The organism is Streptococcus oralis (genome assembly GCF_023110435.1).
GTDB classification, from domain to species: domain Bacteria; phylum Bacillota; class Bacilli; order Lactobacillales; family Streptococcaceae; genus Streptococcus; species Streptococcus oralis_CF.
Genome location: NZ_JALDWB010000003.1, coordinates 1 through 17,006 on the forward strand (window position 1 = coordinate 1; position 17,006 = coordinate 17,006).

The 17,006-nt window shown below is 41.8% G+C and carries 16 protein-coding genes and 1 pseudogene; 14 read left to right on the top strand and 3 right to left on the bottom strand.

What is annotated here, in order from left to right:
- Positions 1-118: 118 nt before the first annotated feature.
- Both M1F97_RS05390 and M1F97_RS05395 read right to left on the bottom strand, forming a co-directional pair.
- Complete coding sequence (locus M1F97_RS05390; RefSeq protein ID WP_169446714.1) at positions 119-997, bottom strand: AraC family transcriptional regulator; 879 nt, start codon at positions 995-997, stop codon at positions 119-121.
- Positions 998-1,072: 75 nt separating this feature from the next.
- Positions 1,073-2,272 (bottom strand): L-lactate MFS transporter, encoded by a 1,200-nt coding sequence (locus M1F97_RS05395; protein ID WP_247944445.1) that lies wholly within the window; start codon positions 2,270-2,272, stop codon positions 1,073-1,075.
- A 218-nt stretch (positions 2,273-2,490) separates the two neighbouring features.
- On the opposite strand from M1F97_RS05395, the gene M1F97_RS05400 reads away from it, so the two are divergent.
- From M1F97_RS05400 to M1F97_RS05420, 5 genes are all read left to right on the top strand, one after another.
- Positions 2,491-3,099 (top strand): NADPH-dependent FMN reductase, encoded by a 609-nt coding sequence (locus M1F97_RS05400; protein ID WP_084925473.1) that lies wholly within the window; start codon positions 2,491-2,493, stop codon positions 3,097-3,099.
- A 25-nt stretch (positions 3,100-3,124) separates the two neighbouring features.
- Positions 3,125-5,539: a flavocytochrome c gene (locus M1F97_RS05405; RefSeq protein WP_084925475.1), complete on the top strand. Its 2,415-nt coding sequence runs from the start codon at positions 3,125-3,127 to the stop codon at positions 5,537-5,539.
- A gap of 190 nt (positions 5,540-5,729) precedes the next feature.
- Complete coding sequence (ruvB, locus tag M1F97_RS05410) at positions 5,730-6,728, top strand: Holliday junction branch migration DNA helicase RuvB (RefSeq protein WP_282185500.1); 999 nt, start codon at positions 5,730-5,732, stop codon at positions 6,726-6,728.
- Positions 6,709-7,281 (top strand): nucleotidyltransferase family protein, encoded by a 573-nt coding sequence (locus M1F97_RS05415; protein ID WP_247944446.1) that lies wholly within the window; start codon positions 6,709-6,711, stop codon positions 7,279-7,281. Before ruvB ends, M1F97_RS05415 begins: the two co-directional genes overlap by 20 nt.
- Positions 7,282-7,614: 333 nt before the next feature.
- Entirely contained in the window at positions 7,615-8,619 is a 1,005-nt protein-coding gene (locus tag M1F97_RS05420) for a sugar transferase (protein ID WP_000862850.1), read from the top strand.
- Positions 8,620-8,885: 266 nt separating this feature from the next.
- Here the strand turns inward: M1F97_RS05420 and M1F97_RS05425 are convergent, their stop codons facing one another.
- A complete protein-coding gene (locus tag M1F97_RS05425; protein ID WP_169446718.1) occupies positions 8,886-9,299 on the bottom strand; it encodes an EamA family transporter in 414 nt (137 codons plus the stop codon).
- A 215-nt stretch (positions 9,300-9,514) separates the two neighbouring features.
- Here M1F97_RS05425 and glmS point away from each other — a divergent pair, with 215 nt between their 5' ends.
- The 9 genes and pseudogenes from glmS (at position 9,515) to M1F97_RS05470 (ending at position 17,002) form a co-directional block, all read left to right on the top strand.
- Positions 9,515-11,323 (top strand): glutamine--fructose-6-phosphate transaminase (isomerizing), encoded by a 1,809-nt coding sequence (gene glmS / locus M1F97_RS05430; protein WP_169446719.1) that lies wholly within the window; start codon positions 9,515-9,517, stop codon positions 11,321-11,323.
- A 127-nt stretch (positions 11,324-11,450) separates the two neighbouring features.
- Positions 11,451-11,957 (top strand): hypothetical protein, encoded by a 507-nt coding sequence (locus M1F97_RS05435; RefSeq protein WP_093586040.1) that lies wholly within the window; start codon positions 11,451-11,453, stop codon positions 11,955-11,957.
- 130 nt (positions 11,958-12,087) lie between these two features.
- Positions 12,088-12,219 (top strand): annotated as a pseudogene (locus M1F97_RS05440) (LLM class flavin-dependent oxidoreductase); the annotation flags it as partial.
- A 220-nt stretch (positions 12,220-12,439) separates the two neighbouring features.
- Entirely contained in the window at positions 12,440-13,444 is a 1,005-nt protein-coding gene (locus M1F97_RS05445; protein ID WP_247944447.1) for a uroporphyrinogen decarboxylase family protein, read from the top strand.
- 12 nt (positions 13,445-13,456) lie between these two features.
- Positions 13,457-13,660: a hypothetical protein gene (locus M1F97_RS05450; RefSeq protein WP_247944448.1), complete on the top strand. Its 204-nt coding sequence runs from the start codon at positions 13,457-13,459 to the stop codon at positions 13,658-13,660.
- Positions 13,661-13,662: 2 nt separating this feature from the next.
- On the top strand, positions 13,663-14,661 hold the full coding sequence (locus tag M1F97_RS05455) for a uroporphyrinogen decarboxylase family protein (protein ID WP_247944449.1): 999 nt from the start codon (positions 13,663-13,665) through the stop codon (positions 14,659-14,661).
- 11 nt (positions 14,662-14,672) lie between these two features.
- Positions 14,673-15,551, top strand: coding sequence for a transporter substrate-binding domain-containing protein (locus M1F97_RS05460; protein WP_084925501.1), 879 nt, complete (start codon positions 14,673-14,675; stop codon positions 15,549-15,551).
- Positions 15,552-15,583: 32 nt separating this feature from the next.
- On the top strand, positions 15,584-16,276 hold the full coding sequence (locus M1F97_RS05465) for an amino acid ABC transporter permease (protein ID WP_000255460.1): 693 nt from the start codon (positions 15,584-15,586) through the stop codon (positions 16,274-16,276).
- Positions 16,277-16,279: 3 nt separating this feature from the next.
- Positions 16,280-17,002 carry an amino acid ABC transporter permease gene (locus M1F97_RS05470; protein WP_247944450.1) on the top strand — a complete coding sequence of 241 codons (723 nt, stop codon included), beginning with the start codon at positions 16,280-16,282 and terminating at the stop codon, positions 17,000-17,002.
- Positions 17,003-17,006: the final 4 nt, after the last annotated feature.

Genomic DNA, 17,006 nt, shown 5'->3' on the forward strand with positions numbered 1-17,006 from the left:
GTTTAGCTTACAGAACTGCTTATGAGGCTCTAGTGGATGAGTTAGAGTAAATGTTGCACTTATTCTTGCAATTTATCGTTTGAAAAAAACTCCTTAGAGAAAGACTAAGGAGGAAGAATCATGTTTTCTTTTTAAGTTGTTGGTTTCGATACTGTCTAGGTGTTAAGTGATAGTGTTGCTTAAATTGACGATTAAAGTTAGAAAGGTTGGTGAAACCGACCTGACAGGCAATTTCTTGAATGCTGAGGTTGGTTTGGACGAGTTTCTCACAGGATTTTTCAAGACGTAACTGGAGCAGGTAGTCCATACAACTGGCTCCAGTATGTTGCTTGAAAATACTCATAAAGTGATTTTTACTATATCCAAACGTTGCAGCTAGTTGTTCGATATGAATGGGTTCTGCATAGTGTTGTTCAAGGTAGCAAATCACTTCTTTTAGTTTTTGGTATTTTTGGTAGGTATCATCTGTATAGTGTCGATTGACGTATCTATACTTAAAGAGAAGATGAAGCAATTCGTATAGTTTAGACTTTATGAGTAGATCGTAGTATATACCTTTTTCTTCAAGGATAGAAAAGAGGGAAAGAAGGCAGGATTGAATTTGATTATAGGCCTTATCAACTGATGATATTCGAGGAGTGAGGCAAAAGTGACCAGAGTGGAGGGGTTGGATATAGCGTTGGCTAAAGCTGTCAATTTGACTTCTACCAAGATAATCTAGATGAATCCGAAAGCTGGTAGAAAATAGTTCTTTATCTTTGTGAGAATAGATAGCATGGAGAGAGGTTGGTTGGATAAGAAAAATATCTCCTTCACGACTTTCAAAGCGTTCTGAGTTGATATGAACGATGGCAGAACCCTTTGTAACGTAAATAATCTCTAGTTCAGGATGACAATGATAGATTGTGTCAGGAGACTTTTTGGATAAGATTTGTTTTTCAAAATCATATGGGAAGTCAGATGGGTTATCTCGTAAGAAACGTGAACGGTCTGCCATGGTACATCCTCCCAATATACTATTACTACGTTTATTATACCAAAAAAACTTCCTTATCTAGGAAGTTTTCGGGCTTTAAGCTTTCTTTTTCATATAAAAAATAGTAAGCATAAGTCCAATGAAGGCCAAAGCAATAGCAACATAAAAAGCTACACTATAATTTCCATTATTAGTCATTGCTATTTGAACAGCGACTTTGGGAGCGAAAAATGCTGCTAAAGAATATCCAGTAAAGACTATACCGTAGTTGACCCCTTGATTTGCAGGACCGTAATTTTCCATAACGATAGATGGGAAGACCCCCATAACACCACCCAAGCAGATACCAAGTCCTATAATTCCTAAGGTAAACCCGAATTGACCAGGGACGATAGTTAGGGAAAATAAAGCTAGGACAATGACAGAGTAGATAATTAATAAGGTCTTTGAACGGCCAATTTTATCAGAAAGTGATCCCCAGATAAAACGACCACTAGAGTTTGCTATTGAATAAAGAGAGACATAGAGAGCTGCAGTGCCTGCAGAGAGTCCAAACATTGATTGACCGATTGGTGATGCTTGAGAGGCAATCATCAAACCAGAAAAGGCGCCGACAAAGAACATGCTAATGATAATGTAAAACAGAGGACTTCGTAGCATTTGTTTCCAGTTTTTATTAGTAGCTCCTTGCTTGGTTGGGATAGGAGCTTTCCAGCCTGCTGGTTGGTAGCCACTTGGAGCTGCCTTGATAAAGAAAATTGCACAGATGATAACAACAATATAGACTAGCCCAATGGTACGAAAAGCAAAGAAGGCATCTTGTTGTTGAATGAGATTGCTTGCGACTGGAGAAGCGATGACTGCGGCAAATCCCATTCCGCCTGTCAGAATTCCAGAAGCTAAGCCACGTTTATCAGGGAAGAGGCGAAGTGAATTGGAGAGGGCACCCGAATAGGCAAAACCTTGACCAAGTCCAGCCATTAATCCATAGGTCAAATAAAGCATGGCTGGTGAATTGGCATAGCCGGTCAAGTAAAATCCGCTAGCAAATAGGAGAGCGCCGAGGGCGATGGTCCATTTTACATAACCTTTGTCAACTAAATAACCTCCTAGAATCATGGGAATAGGGCCGATTGCAGAGTTGATAGCAAATGCTAACATAATATCAGACATGGACCAGCCTGTTGAACTGCTAAGTGGTCCAGCAAAAACAGAAAAGGAATAGACGGCACCTGTGCAAAGAAGAATGGCTGTAGACGCGACTAAAATCCTCCAACGATTGAATGTCTCTTTCATAAAAACATCCTCCTTAAATGTATATTTTTTCACCAAGACTATATCATAGTTAAGGAAGCCGGTCAATAGTTTATGAAGATGTTTTGTTAATTTTTTCACGAACTTGTACTAAAGTACGATAATCTGATAGAATAACACGGTCTTTATTATCAAGGATTTACAAGATTTTCTAAAGTAGTATAATGAAAGTAGATTAAATAAATGAAAGGGGTACCAAGATGAAACTAGTTGCTATCGTTGGAACCAATTCAGATCGCTCAACCAATCGGAAACTCTTGAAATTTATGCAAAAGCACTTTTCGGATAAAGCCGACATTGAGGTATTGGAAATCAAACAATTGCCAGCATTTAACGAACCTGAGGACAAGCAAGCGCCAGCTGAAGTTCAAACTTTTTCAGAAAAAATTCTTGCCGCAGATGGTGTGATTATTTCAACACCTGAGTACGACCACACGATACCAGCACCTTTGGCCTCTGCTTTGGAGTGGATTGCTTATACCAGTCGTGCCTTAATCAATAAACCAACTATGATTGTAGGTGCTTCTCTCGGTTTGCTAGGAACATCTAGAGCGCAGGCACATTTACGTCAGATTTTAGATGCGCCGGAGCTTAAAGCGAGAGTTATGCCTGGTACAGAGTTCTTTCTAGGTCATTCTGAGCAAGTACTAGATGATGAGTGTCATTTGAATAATCCTGAAAAGGTTGCAGAACTAGAAGAACATTTTTCAGAGTTTCAAAATTTTGTTGAATTAACAAAAGCTTTAGTAAAACCTGAAGATACAAATCGTAAGAAATCATTCATCTGGGAAGAATGGTTGAAAGCCTAGGGAATTAATGAAAGGAGTAGAGTCAATGAAATTAGTAGCTATTGTTGGTACCAATGCCAAACAATCTTATAACCGTAGTTTGTTGCAATTTATGAAAAGACATTTTGCTTCAAAAGCGGATATTGAGATTTTAGAAATAACAGATGTACCGATGTTTAATGAAACGGATGATCAAACAGATACACCTATTATTCAGAAGTTCAACCAGGCTATTTTAGAAGCTGATGGTGTCATTATTTCGACACCCGAGCACAATCATACGATTCCATCAAGTTTGAATAGCTTGCTCGAGTGGTTGTCTTTTAACATTCATCCACTAGACGGAAAGCCGACAATGATTGTCGGAGCTTCCTACGATATTCAAGGTTCTTCACGTGCCCAACTTCATCTTCGTCAGATTTTGGATGCTCCTGGGGTAAATGCAACAGTTATGCCAGGTAGTGAGTTTTTACTTGGTCGAGCTCATCGAGCATTTGATAATAATGGAAATTTAATTGATGAACGAACTGTAGATTTCCTAGATAGTTGTTTTTATCGCTTCCTTCGATTTGTATCCGTTGCAAACCAATTAAATCTTCCTGAAGAAGTTCGATTTGAACCAGGAACTTATCACGTTACAACGGAAGGTCATAATGGTAAATTGCCGATGGATGTCACGGTTTCTGAGGACCGTATTGAAAAAATTGAAATTGATTCTTCTGGAGAATCTTCAGGAATCGCAGATGTCGTCTTTACCCGTATCCCAGCGGAAATCATTGAGGGACAAACCTTAAACGTTGATGCGGTGTCAGGAGCTTCTGTGACTTCAAATGGTGTCTTGGACGGAGTTGCTCGCGCAGTCAAACAAGCTGGTGCAAATCCAGATGTTTTACGGAAACGTTCAAAAGCACCATCTGCTCTAGATAAAGAAGATAAAACCTATCAGGCAGACGTTGTCGTCGTCGGAGGTGGAGGAGCTGGTTTAGCTGCGGCTGCTGCAGTCTTACAAGCTGGTAAGAAACCGATTGTGGTAGAGAAATTCCCAGCAATTGGAGGAAATACTGTTCGTGCGGGTGGCCCAATGAATGCACCAGATCCAGCATGGCAAGGAACCTTCGCAGCTCATCCAGGCGAGGCACATACGCTTCAAGAATTGATTGCGACAGATGAATCAACGATTGATCCAGAATATTTAGAGGATTTTAGAGCCTTGAAAGTTGAGGTTGAGCAGTATTTGCAGGATCCCAGCTATTTGTTTGACTCTACCTTACTTTACCGTATCCAAACCTATATCGGTGGGAAACGAAAAGATTTACAAGGAAATGAAATTCATGGCCAATACGATTTAGTATCTGTTTTAACCGAGCGAGCCCTAGAGTCAGTTCGGTGGTTGGAAGACATCGGCGTTGAATTTGTTCGTAGCGAAGTGACAATGCCAGTTGGAGCCCTTTGGCGTCGTGGCCATAAGCCGGTTCAACCAATGGGGTATGCCTTTATATCCGTCCTACAAAAATATGTTCTAGAAAATGGTGGCAAGATTTTGACAGATTCTCCAGTTAAAGAATTGCTTGTAGAAAACGAGGTTGTCAAGGGTGTCAGAGCAGAAGGTCGAAACGGTCAAACTATCATTGTCAATGCAGATGCTGTTGTTCTAGCTTCTGGAGGATTTGGTGCCAATACCAAGATGTTACAAAAATACAATACCTATTGGACTGAAATTGCAGATGATATTGCCACATCTAATACACCAGCTGTAACAGGGGATGGTATTCTTTTAGGTCAAAGTGTAGGTGCAGATTTGGTAGGTATGGGCTTTAGTCAGATGATGCCAGTATCGGATCCAGTGACAGGTGCCCTCTTCTCAGGACTTCAAGTTCCTCCAGCAAACTTCATTATGGTAAATACTCAAGGTAAGCGCTTTGTAGATGAGTACGGTAGCCGAGACAAGCTATCTCAAGCGGCGATTGATAATGGAGGCTTGTTCTATCTAATCGCAGATGAACGTATCAAGGAAACTGCCTACAACACTAGTCAAGAAAAAATCAATGCCCAAGTCAAAGCAGGCACTCTCTATCGTGCAGATACGATAGAAGAGTTGGCGGTTCAGATTGGTATGGCCCCACAAGTTCTAGTGGAAACGATTAAGAATTACAATTCCTATGTAGATGCAGGTTTTGATCCTGAATTTAATAAAGGTAGTTTTGATCTCAAGTGTGAGGTTGCGCCATTTTACGCAACACCGAGAAAACCAGCCGTTCACCATACAATGGGTGGACTCAAGATTGATACTTCAACACACGTTTTGAATGAAAACGGTCAGATTATCCTTGGTTTGTATGCTGCCGGAGAAGTCGCAGGTGGACTCCATGCAGGTAACCGTCTAGGAGGAAATTCGCTTACGGATATCTTTACTTTTGGACGTATTGCAGGTCAAACAGCTGTTAAAGAAAATTGTGAGTAAAAAGCAAAAAAATACAAAAAGTTAAGGTAATTTTAAGTCTCCTCGTGTATCATATAGTCATTAAGTAAAGACCTCCTAACTTTATTTAATGAAATCCTAATCCTTTCTTTTTCATAATAATCTCCCTAAAGAGGCCACCCAATCAGGTGGCTTTTTTGTTTGTGGCTTGGATTTTTGATATAATGGAAACATGAATAGAATTTTAGATAATGAGATAATGGGGGATGAGGAGTTAGTAGAACGTACGCTCCGGCCTCAGTATTTACGTGAATATATTGGGCAGGATAAGGTCAAGGATCAGCTCCAAATCTTTATCGAAGCTGCCAAAATGCGGGATGAAGCGCTGGACCATGTACTCTTATTTGGGCCTCCAGGTTTGGGGAAAACGACCATGGCCTTTGTCATTGCTAATGAACTAGGAGTCAATCTCAAGCAAACGTCGGGTCCTGTCATTGAAAAAGCGGGTGATCTGGTAGCGATTTTGAATGATTTGGAGCCTGGGGACGTCCTCTTTATTGACGAGATTCATCGCTTGCCCATGTCGGTGGAAGAGGTGCTCTATAGTGCTATGGAGGACTTCTACATTGACATTATGATTGGGGCTGGAGAGGGCAGTCGCAGTGTCCATTTGGACTTGCCACCTTTTACCTTGATTGGTGCGACGACTCGGGCTGGTATGCTCTCAAATCCGCTACGAGCACGTTTTGGGATTACGGGTCATATGGAGTATTATGCCCATGCTGATTTGACAGAAATTGTTGAGCGGACGGCCGATATTTTTGAGATGGAAATCACTCATGAAGCAGCTACTGAGCTGGCCTTACGCAGTCGTGGGACTCCTCGTATTGCCAATCGTCTCCTCAAGCGCGTACGCGACTTTGCCCAGATTATGGGGGACGGCTTGATTGATGATGTGATTACGGATAAGGCCTTGACTATGCTGGACGTAGACCATGAAGGTTTAGATTATGTGGACCAAAAAATCCTTCGTACTATGATTGAGATGTACGGTGGTGGTCCTGTCGGTTTAGGAACCCTTTCTGTTAATATTGCCGAGGAGCGCGAAACAGTCGAAGATATGTACGAACCCTACCTCATCCAGAAAGGTTTTATCATGCGAACACGGTCTGGACGGGTTGCAACGGCTAAGGCCTACGAGCATTTGGGCTATGAGTATAATGAAAAATGAGCAAGAAATTCTAGACGTTTTTAGAGAAAATCCAGATATGATGGCCATTTTAACCATCATTCGTAATCTTGGTTTGAAAGACTCGTGGTTGGCAGCAGGTTCTGTCAGAAATTTCATCTGGAATCTCTTGTCAGACAAATCACCTTTTGACTGTGAAACAGATGTGGATGTGATTTTCTTTGATCCAGATGTTTCTTATGAGGAAACATTGTCCCTAGAGAAAAAACTGAGAGAAGATTTTCCTCAGTATCAGTGGGAGTTGAAAAATCAGGTCTATATGCATCTGCACAGTCCCCACACTGCGCCCTATATCAGCTCCTGTGATGCGATGGCTAAGTATCCCGAGCGCTGTACGGCGATAGGAGTTCGCTTGCATGCTGATGCAACTTTAGAGCTCTTCGCGCCCTATGGTTTAGAGGATATTTTGAACTTTCAGGTTTCCCCAACTCCTCATTTTTTAGAGAATAAGGATCGAATGAAGCTCTATCAAGAACGCTTGTCCAAGAAAAATTGGCAAGAAAAATGGAAAAACCTCACTTTCTCAAATCTTTGAAAAGAAGTTAGTGACTTGATTACATAAGAATTCTATATGTGAGCTTGTAGTCATCACAAGATAAACAGGGAAATCTAAAGGTACAAAAAATTATATCCTCAATAGGAAAAATTTATTCAATCTATCATAGCTAACAAAGATACCGAATTTGTGAGATTGAGTGAGAAAAACATCTATTAAGGCTATCCTTATTGTTCTTGGAAGATAAGACTCCTGAAAAATTATCCCAAGTAACTAACTTGAGCTTGAAAATTGGCATGTAAACGCTTTTGAAAAGTCGTAAATTATGATACAATGTTTAGAGAAATTACTGAGACGAGGATTTAGAAAACAATGAAAGTACATTTCACAAATTTATTTGGGCAAGCATCAACGAGTGTTGCCTTGATGGCGCAGAACAATGTCATGAAAATTGTTCGAGACTTTGGAGTTAACGAACTGGGAATATATTTTTATGATGCAAGCCATGAACCGTGGGAAGAACTGAACTCGCGGATGGATGGGATTGTCGCGGGGGTATCTTATGGAGATGTCGTTTTTTTCCAATCTCCTTCATGGAATAGTGTTGAATGGGACAATCACTTGGTAGAAAAGTTAAAGCTTTCTCATGTAAAAATGGTGATGTTTATCCATGATGTTCAGCCACTAATGTTTGAGAGCAATTATTATCTTATGAAGGCCCACATTGACATGTATAATAAATGTGATGTGGTGGTAGTACCATCCGAACAAATGTACCAGAAACTCGTTTCAGAAGGATTAACTGTCAAGAACTACGTTGTTCAAAAACTCTGGGATCTTCCCCATGGTTTGGAACTCTATACTCCAAAATTTGAGAAAAAATTAATCTTCTCAGGGGACCCATCTCGTTTCCCACATATTGTTGACTGGAAACACAGTACACCCCTGCACGTTTACGCTACGAGAGCAGAGGGAGTAGATTATTCCAAAGTCCATCTTGAGGGGTGGCGAACTCAGCAGGAATTATTGTTGGAGTTGTCTAAAGGAGGAGGCTTTGGCCTAGTATGGGGAAATTCCGAAAATCCTGCGGAAGAGCGTGACTACTATAAAGAAAATGTTTCTTATAAGTTGACAACTTATCTGGCTGCGGGTATTCCTGTGGTTGTACCAGACTATCTTTCTAATGTCGACTATATCCGTGAGAAAGGTTTGGGCTTTGTCGTGTCCAGTTTGGAAGAAGCTAGTCGTGTAGTTCAGGAATGTACGGCAGAAGAGTATGATCAAATGGTCACAAGAGCAAAATATACAGCTTACTTAATTAAAAATGGTTATTTCACAAAGAAATTGTTTATTGATTCCATGATGCTCTTAGATTAGTCGAAAGTCAGTCATCGGTTTACCACATTCAGATTTGGAAAGGCAAAATTTCAAGTCGAAGTTAGCTATCTGAGATAATTAGTTTTTTGTCAACTGTGTAGTGGGATGATGAAAAACCACATCTTGGAGGGAACCAATTTGGTTCTCTCCTTTTTGCTAGACGCTTGAAGCTGATTCCCTGTACCTATAAATTTAGACGTAAGAAAATACCCCCAAAACTATCTAGCTTTTTTTGGGGGAAAAGTCATATATGGAGGGGGAGAGGATTACAAAATCATCACCAAGGTCCCAATCGTAATCAGGATACAGCCAATGATTGTTTTAAACGTCAGGACATCCTGTAGAAAGAAAAAGGCTAAAACGAGGGTAATGACGAGACTAAACTTATCGACAGCAGATACCTCAGTCGCATTGCCCATCTGCAAGGCCTTGTAGTAGCAGAGCCAGGAGGCACCTGTTGCCAAACCAGACAGGATGAGAAAGAGCCAACTTTTTCTACTGATGTTGACAATCTCAGTCTGACTATTGGTCAGGAAAACCATGGCCCAAGCCATAAGGATGACGATGACCGTACGAATGGCTGTTGCTAGATTGGACGGAACTCCCTCAATCCCAATTTTGGCTAAAATAGAAGTTAAGGCTGCAAAGACAGCAGATAAAAGTGCGAAGAAAAACCACATGATAACTACCTCCTCTCTCTATTATAAGTAATCGAATCCTACTTGTCAGTTCTCAAGTGAAATCTTACTCTGATGGCATTTTAAAAAACTATACCAATTTTTATACTTGACAAGTGAGAAAAACAAGTATATACTGTCTTTGCTGGTTCTGTAAAAGGAAAATCAGACTATACCAATTTAAGGGGGAAGCACAGCTGGTCTGTGTCGTATATACTATGTGTGGAATTGTCGGTGTTGTTGGAAACACAAATGCAACTGATATTTTGATTCAAGGGCTTGAAAAGCTCGAATACCGTGGCTATGATTCTGCGGGAATTTTTGTTCTAGGTGGTGCTGAAAATCATCTAGTTAAGGCTGTTGGCCGTATCGCTGAATTGTCTGCTAAAACAGCTGGTGTTGAGGGAACAACTGGTATCGGACACACGCGTTGGGCGACTCATGGGAAACCAACGGAAGATAACGCTCACCCACACCGCTCTGAGACTGGACGTTTTGTCTTGGTGCATAATGGAGTGATTGAAAACTACCTTGAAATCAAGGAAGAATACCTTGCAGGTCACCACTTCAAGGGGCAAACAGATACGGAAATCGCTGTTCACTTGATTGGAAAATTTGCAGAAGAAGATGGTCTCTCAGTTCTTGAAGCCTTCAAAAAAGCTCTTCACATCATCCGTGGTTCTTATGCCTTTGCCTTGATTGACTCTGAAAACCCAGATGTCATCTATGTAGCTAAAAATAAATCACCACTTTTGATTGGTCTTGGACAAGGCTATAACATGGTCTGCTCAGATGCTATGGCTATGATTCGTGAGACCAACCAATACATGGAAATCCATGACCAAGAGTTGGTAATCGTCAAGGCTGATAGCGTCGAAGTTCAAGACTATGATGGCAATCGCCGTGAGCGTGCTAGCTACACTGCGGAGCTTGACTTGTCAGATATCGGTAAGGGGACTTACCCTTACTACATGCTTAAGGAAATCGACGAGCAGCCAACGGTGATGCGTAAACTCATCCAAGCCTATACAGATGAGGCTGGTCAAGTTGTCGTGGATCCAGCTATCATCAAGGCTGTTCAAGACGCAGACCGAATCTACATCCTTGCAGCTGGAACATCTTACCATGCAGGCTTTGCTTCTAAGAAGATGCTGGAAGAATTGACGGATACACCAGTGGAACTTGGAATCTCATCTGAGTGGGGCTATGGCATGCCACTTCTCAGCAAGAAACCACTCTTCATCTTTATCAGCCAGTCTGGTGAAACAGCTGACAGCCGTCAGGTTTTGGTCAAGGCCAATGAAATGGGCATTCCAAGCTTGACAGTGACAAACGTGCCAGGTTCAACTCTTTCACGTGAAGCCAACCATACCATGCTTCTTCATGCAGGGCCTGAAATCGCCGTGGCTTCAACCAAGGCTTATACAGCACAAATCGCAGCTCTTGCCTTCCTTGCAAAAGCAGTCGGAGAAGCAAACGGCAATGCCAAAGCCCAAGCCTTTGATCTGATTCGTGAGTTGTCTATCGTGGCTCAGTCTATCGAATCAACTCTTTCTGAGAAAGAAACCATTGATGCCAAGGTTCGAGACCTTCTCGAAACAACTCGTAACGCCTTTTATATCGGACGTGGTCAAGATTACTACGTAGCCATGGAAGCAAGTCTCAAACTTAAAGAGATTTCTTATATCCAGTGTGAAGGTTTTGCGGCAGGAGAACTCAAGCATGGAACCATTGCCTTGATTGAAGAGGGAACTCCTGTCTTGGCCCTCCTGTCAGATCCAGTCCTTGCCAACCATACTCGTGGAAATATCCAAGAGGTCGCAGCCCGTGGTGCCAAGGTTCTCACTATTGCAGAAGAAAATGTTGCTAAAGAGACAGACGACATCGTCCTTACGACCGTCCACCCTTACCTCTCACCAATCTCAATGGTCGTACCAACGCAATTGGTTGCTTACTTTGCAACACTTCACCGTGGTCTCGATGTGGACAAACCTCGTAACCTTGCCAAGTCAGTAACAGTAGAATAAGCTAAAAGAGTCTAGTCCTCCTAGACTTTTTTGCTCTTCCTTGTTATACTTGAGATAGGAATCCTTGTATTCCGAAGGCAGTTTTTTATAAGGAGAAGAAAATGAAAAAGAAAAAAATATTATTGCTATGCTGATTGGTATCGTCTTGTCTAGTTCTTTCTTGATACGAACGGTCTTGATCCATCAGGCGAGACAAGCGAAAAAGCAAAACATGGAACGGATTGCTGCTGTGCAAGAGACGGTTCAGTCTCAAGATCAAAAGAAAGCTGAAGAGCAGAGAGAACAATTTAAAAAGGCATTTGATGGTGTAGATAAAACTTCCATTCTAATGAAAAACTATGATAGCCACACACCGATTAATGGGGACTACAGTTTTGGTACAAAGGATGGCGTGTACTACCTAGTAGAATTAAAAACAGGTGAGAAAGTAGCTCTGGAAGGTGTGGACAAGGCCTTTCCATTGTCGATCAAAAACGAGAACGAAAATAGCACGGAGCTTGCACTGGTTGTCCGCAAAGATCAAGCCTGGTACATGATTGATACAAAGGGCGAGACGATTTACACTTTTGAACAAACAGAATTGACAGAAAACTCGAAATTGACTTTGAAAGATAATAAACTACAGGTAGAATAAGCTAAAAAAGTCTAGTTGATCTAGGCTTTTTCTAATGAGCGAATGTATTGCAAATAAAACTGTTTAGTGCTACCTTGCCTACTGGGTGAGAATCCGCGTTATTTCAAGAAACTGACCCAAGCTTAGCAAAGGTTTGGAGCGTTTCATGCTTTATCTACCGCTTGGTTCCATGCCTCATGACCAGGTTCTGAGAGCTATTGAACTCTTCGGCACACAAGTGGCACCCAAAGTCCGGGCATATTTTGCCATGAAAGAGGCTTAATAAAAAATCCTAATCAAGTTGATAAAAAATCTATATAACAACCATTTTAAAAAAGTAATAAATAGGAAAAAATCTCTGAAAGGCTAGTAATATCAAGCTTTTCAGGGATTTTTTTCTTTATAGATATAAAAATTTCCAATCGAGTTGATAGTCAATATATATTGGGAAAAGGGGAAAAGGAGTGGTAAGATGGTTTCAATCCAAATGGAAGGAGAGAGGTATGGCAAGTAAAAGAGATTTAGTCTTTAGAGCGATTCGAGGCGATGAAGTGGAAAGAGTTCCTGTGGGATTTTGGTTTCATTTTGTAACACTCGAAGAAAAGGGGCAGGGATTAAATAATCCACGTATCTTTCAAAAAAGTGTTGATGGACATCGCAACTATGTGGAAAGGATTCGTCCTGATTTTGTCAAAATTATGAGTGACGGTTTTTTCCTTTATCCAAGTAATGTCTATAATCCTAAGATTGCAAGCATTCAGGAGCTGACTTCTATTGAGTCGATTAGTGAGGATCACCCATGGATTCAGCAACAGGTGGAAGTGGTACAAGCGATTCGAGAGACCTTTACCGAAGAGATTGCTTCTTTCTACAATATCTTTTCGCCTATCTCCTACCTCAAGCGCTGGTTCCGTACAGAAACTTCTCGAGGAGATAAGGAAGTGGCTGATCTATTGCTAGAAAATCCTGAGCAATTCAGAGCGATTCTAGATGTGATTGCAGGAGATATTGCTATCCTAACTCGGAAAATCATCCAGGAAGGCGGTGTCGACGGGATTTACCTCAGCACCCAGGAAATTCAAGATGAGCGCATCACACCAGCACTCTACCAAACCTATATCGAACCGAGCAATATAGCGATTTTGGAGGCGGCCAATCAGGTTGGTGGGACCAATATCCTCCATATCTGTGGTTTTGAAGGTGCGAGCAATGATGTGACGATATTTAAGGACTATACAGCTCAAGTGGTCAACTGGGCGACTCATCATGAGGATGTTAGTTTGACACAGGGTCAAGAGTTGTTTCCAGGTAAGGCCGTTTTAGGTGGATTTGAAAATGGCAAAAAAAGCTTGCTTTATCAAGGTTCCAGGGAGGAATTGCAAAATGAAACAAGGCGGTTGCTGGCTGAAGCTGGTAGTAAAGGAGTTCTTCTGGGAGCTGACTGTACTGTTCCGGATGACTTTGACTTAGAGAGGTTGGACTGGATTCGACAGGCAGCGGTTCTCTAAAAAGGAGGAGCTATGAAAAGTAAAAGATGGGGCATCTTTATTGTCGTTGTCGGTTTGCTAGCCTTGGTCGCCATAAGCGTCGTAAAAAATGGGCATTGCAAAAATGGAGAGAGATGTCGTGGAGTTCAGGATTTTTCCAAGTCCAGTCTCCCCTTTCTACGCTCGAATGATATCGCAAGCAGTTTATTAGTTGAAAAAGTAAGAAATGGAGAATAAGAATGTCAGAAAAAAAAGAATGGGTTTTACAAGCATTTAGAGGTGAGAAAGTTGATCGTGTGCCAGTAGGCTTTTGGCACCATTTCACATCAGAAGACGAATGGCTACACGGTTTCTCAAATCCAGCCATTATCGAGAAGAATATTCAAGGCCATAAGCGCTTTATTCGAGAAGTTCAGCCGGACTTTATCAAGCTCATGAGTGATGGGTACTTTGCTTATCCAAATCCAGTGATTGCCAAAGGAAAATCTCTTCAAGAATTGGCGACCATTCAACCACTCGGACCAGATCACGCTTGGATAAAAGAGCAGGTTGACTTGGTTAAGAAAATCAAGCAAGAGTTTACAGAAGATATCGTTGCGATTTACAATATTTTTGCTCCTGTGACCTATCTCAAGTGGTTGCTTGGGGAAGTGTCTGGCGGGGATGACCTTATTGCGGACTTTCTAGTGGAAGATCCTGAAGCTCTGAAGAGGGTGTTGGATGTGATTGCAGAGGATATTGCTAATCTCAGCCGAGCTGTCATCGAAGAGGCTGGTGCTGACGGAATCTACCTCAGCGTGCAAAGTATCCAAGATCAACGAGTGTCGGCAGCAGATTATCAAGCCGTCATTGCACCTAGCGAGATAACTATTCTAGAAGCAGCTAGTGCTGTTGGTGGTGTCACTGTTCTTCATATCTGTGGCTACGAGGGGGCGCGAAATGATATTCATCTTTTTGCAGACTATCCAGCCCAAGTCTTTAACTGGGCTGTAGGACCAGAAGGAATCACTCTCAAGGAAGGTCGTGAGGTTTTCAAAGGACGTACGGTTCTTGGAGGATTCGAAAATGGCAAGACGGGCTTGCTGTATACTGGTAGCAAGGACGCCATTCAGGCTGAGGCAAAGAAACTAGTTGCAGAAGCTGGGGAACAGGGCTTGGTACTTGGGGCAGATTGTACCATTCCAAGTGATATCGCAGTTGAACGTATCCAGTGGGTGAGAGAAGCGTTTGAAAACTAAAGGAGAAAAAGATGAGTAAAAAAGCATGGATTATCGGTGGTGTAGCAGTTGTTGCAGTAATTGGGGCAACGATTATCGGGAGAAGTTTAGCTGGCGCTCCAGCCAAAGAGGGAGAAACAGCTTCATCTGGTGGGGTCATAACCTTGAAGGTTGCCCATACACAAAACTACGTACCTTATGACTTTGTTAATGAAAAAGGGGAATCAGATGGTTATGAAGTAGCTGTTTTGAAGGCTGTTGATGAGAAGTTGGCAAACTATCAATTTGAATATACGGGTACCAGTGATGATGACCTCTTGATTGGTCTGGAATCAGGTAAGTATGACATCGGAACCAAGGGAGCTTGGTACACAGATGAACGAGCTAAAAAGTTTGTCATTCCATCTGAACCAGTCGGAGCGAGCATCATCGGATTTACTGTTAGAAAAGAAGATGAACAGAAATACAAAACCATTGATGACTTTGCTAAGAATAAAGGGAAATTGGTTCCCATCTCTCCACAGAATGCTCAATGGAATGTCATCACCAGCTACAATGAAAAACATCAGGATGCACCGATTGAGCTAACAGCAGCTGAATCCTTTAAAGTGGCAGATGCCTATGCCTGGGTCTTAGAAGGACGTTATGACGCCTTCTTTGATATCAAACTATCCTTTGAAAAAGCAGTTACCGCAGAAGATGGCCCTTACCACCAATATGCGGATAAACTCAGCTGGTTCCCATATAAAGGTATTCCAACTTATCCCTTGATTCACCGTGATGAAAAGGGTGAGAAATTCGCTAAGGAATACGAAAAAGCAATCAAAGAATTGAAAGAAGATGGCACGCTTGCTAAGCTATCTCAGCAATACTTTAAAGAAGATGTCTTTAGTTACGTAGACAAAGACTAGACCAGAAATTCCAAGACTAGAAAGGGTTTTGCATGGTTTCTTATGATTTTTCCAAGGTCTTTCAGTTTTTGCCGACCTTATGGCAGGCGCTTCCTATGACCTTGTCCATTCTCTTTTTTACCACTCTTCTTGGTTCCCTTTTTGGAGGTCTCTTGGCCTGGGCACAAGTAGGAGAAGACAAGAGTTTTGCAGCGATTTCCAAAGGCTATATCTTTACCCTTCGTTGTACACCACCGATTGTCTTGCTTTTTCTAGTCTTTTATGGCTTGCCAGAATTTCTGAAATGGTGGCTTGGTTTGGATATCAACAACTGGTCTAAAACTATTTTTGTTCTCTTGACGATGATTCTCTTGTTTGCGGCTATTGTTGCCGAGGTTTTCAAGGCGGCCTATCAAGCTATTCCAAAGGGGCAGACAGAGGCCGGGCTTAGTATTGGTTTGACTCCAAGTCAGACTTTTTGGAGAATCATTTTCCCCCAAGCTTTTCAAGTTGCTCTTCCCAATATAACGACTGCTATTCTCAATCTCATGCGGGATGCTGCTTTGGCTTATACGATTGGTTTCGTTGATGTTATGGGGGCGGGGAATCTCTTGATCAGTCGCAATTTAGGGAACTACTCTCTGGAAACCTATACGGCAGTCGCGCTTCTTTATTGGGGGATTGCCCTGGTTATTTCTAGCTTGAGTCGTTTGCTTGAGAAGTCTTTGGAAACAAAAGGGAGGTAAGAAATGGATATAGACTATATTGTAAAGACCTTTCTGGAGACCTTGAAGGGTGTGCCAATCACCTTGATTATCATGATTGTGGCTATGGTCTTAAGCTTTTTACCGGCTCTATTTTTAGCCTTGGGGCAGATTTACAAGGTTCGAGGGGTGAGGAGTTTTTCTCTAGTCTATCTGGCTTTTATCCGAGCGACTCCACCGATTTTATTGATTCTCTTCTTTTATAGTTTGTTTCCAAGTTTGCTGAATCAATTTTTCAAAAGCATAGGAAGCGACTTTGATATTTTCAAACTTGATCCTCTCTATTATGCCTTTATCATTTATAGTTTGATGACAGTCGGGAGTTTATCGGAGATTTTGCGTTCAGCTATCTTGACGGTGGACAAGGGCCAACTAGAGGCGGCGCATGCGATTGGGCTAACTACGCCCCAGGCCTATCTAAGAATTGTTTTTCCTCAAGCCTTGCGCTCAGCCTTGCCTAACTTGGCAAATCTGGTGATCAATATCGTAAAAGGGACCTCCCTGGTTTTTGTCATGACCATCAAGGATATCACCGCTATTGCCCGTGTGGAAGCGTCCTACGGTTACCAGTATTTTGAGTCTTATTTTGTGATCTTTTTGCAGTATATTTTGATTTGTGGTTTGATTCAGTGGGGCTTCTCCCTACTGGAGAAAGGCTATGTGAAAAAAGAAAAGAGAGCAAAAGCATCTAGCGCGCGTTTTGTATAGGAGG

Coding starts and splice junctions, on each gene's coding strand:
- M1F97_RS05415 (WP_247944446.1), top strand. CDS start 6,709: ATGAGTATAATGAAAAATGAGCAAGAAATTCTAGACGTTTTTAGAGAA.
- M1F97_RS05400 (WP_084925473.1), top strand. CDS start 2,491: ATGAAACTAGTTGCTATCGTTGGAACCAATTCAGATCGCTCAACCAAT.
- M1F97_RS05445 (WP_247944447.1), top strand. CDS start 12,440: ATGGCAAGTAAAAGAGATTTAGTCTTTAGAGCGATTCGAGGCGATGAA.
- M1F97_RS05455 (WP_247944449.1), top strand. CDS start 13,663: ATGTCAGAAAAAAAAGAATGGGTTTTACAAGCATTTAGAGGTGAGAAA.
- M1F97_RS05405 (WP_084925475.1), top strand. CDS start 3,125: ATGAAATTAGTAGCTATTGTTGGTACCAATGCCAAACAATCTTATAAC.
- M1F97_RS05420 (WP_000862850.1), top strand. CDS start 7,615: ATGAAAGTACATTTCACAAATTTATTTGGGCAAGCATCAACGAGTGTT.
- M1F97_RS05460 (WP_084925501.1), top strand. CDS start 14,673: ATGAGTAAAAAAGCATGGATTATCGGTGGTGTAGCAGTTGTTGCAGTA.
- M1F97_RS05470 (WP_247944450.1), top strand. CDS start 16,280: ATGGATATAGACTATATTGTAAAGACCTTTCTGGAGACCTTGAAGGGT.
- ruvB (WP_282185500.1), top strand. CDS start 5,730: ATGAATAGAATTTTAGATAATGAGATAATGGGGGATGAGGAGTTAGTA.
- M1F97_RS05435 (WP_093586040.1), top strand. CDS start 11,451: ATGCTGATTGGTATCGTCTTGTCTAGTTCTTTCTTGATACGAACGGTC.
- M1F97_RS05465 (WP_000255460.1), top strand. CDS start 15,584: ATGGTTTCTTATGATTTTTCCAAGGTCTTTCAGTTTTTGCCGACCTTA.
- glmS (WP_169446719.1), top strand. CDS start 9,515: ATGTGTGGAATTGTCGGTGTTGTTGGAAACACAAATGCAACTGATATT.
- M1F97_RS05425 (WP_169446718.1), bottom strand. CDS start 9,299: ATGTGGTTTTTCTTCGCACTTTTATCTGCTGTCTTTGCAGCCTTAACT.
- M1F97_RS05395 (WP_247944445.1), bottom strand. CDS start 2,272: ATGAAAGAGACATTCAATCGTTGGAGGATTTTAGTCGCGTCTACAGCC.
- M1F97_RS05390 (WP_169446714.1), bottom strand. CDS start 997: ATGGCAGACCGTTCACGTTTCTTACGAGATAACCCATCTGACTTCCCA.
- M1F97_RS05450 (WP_247944448.1), top strand. CDS start 13,457: ATGAAAAGTAAAAGATGGGGCATCTTTATTGTCGTTGTCGGTTTGCTA.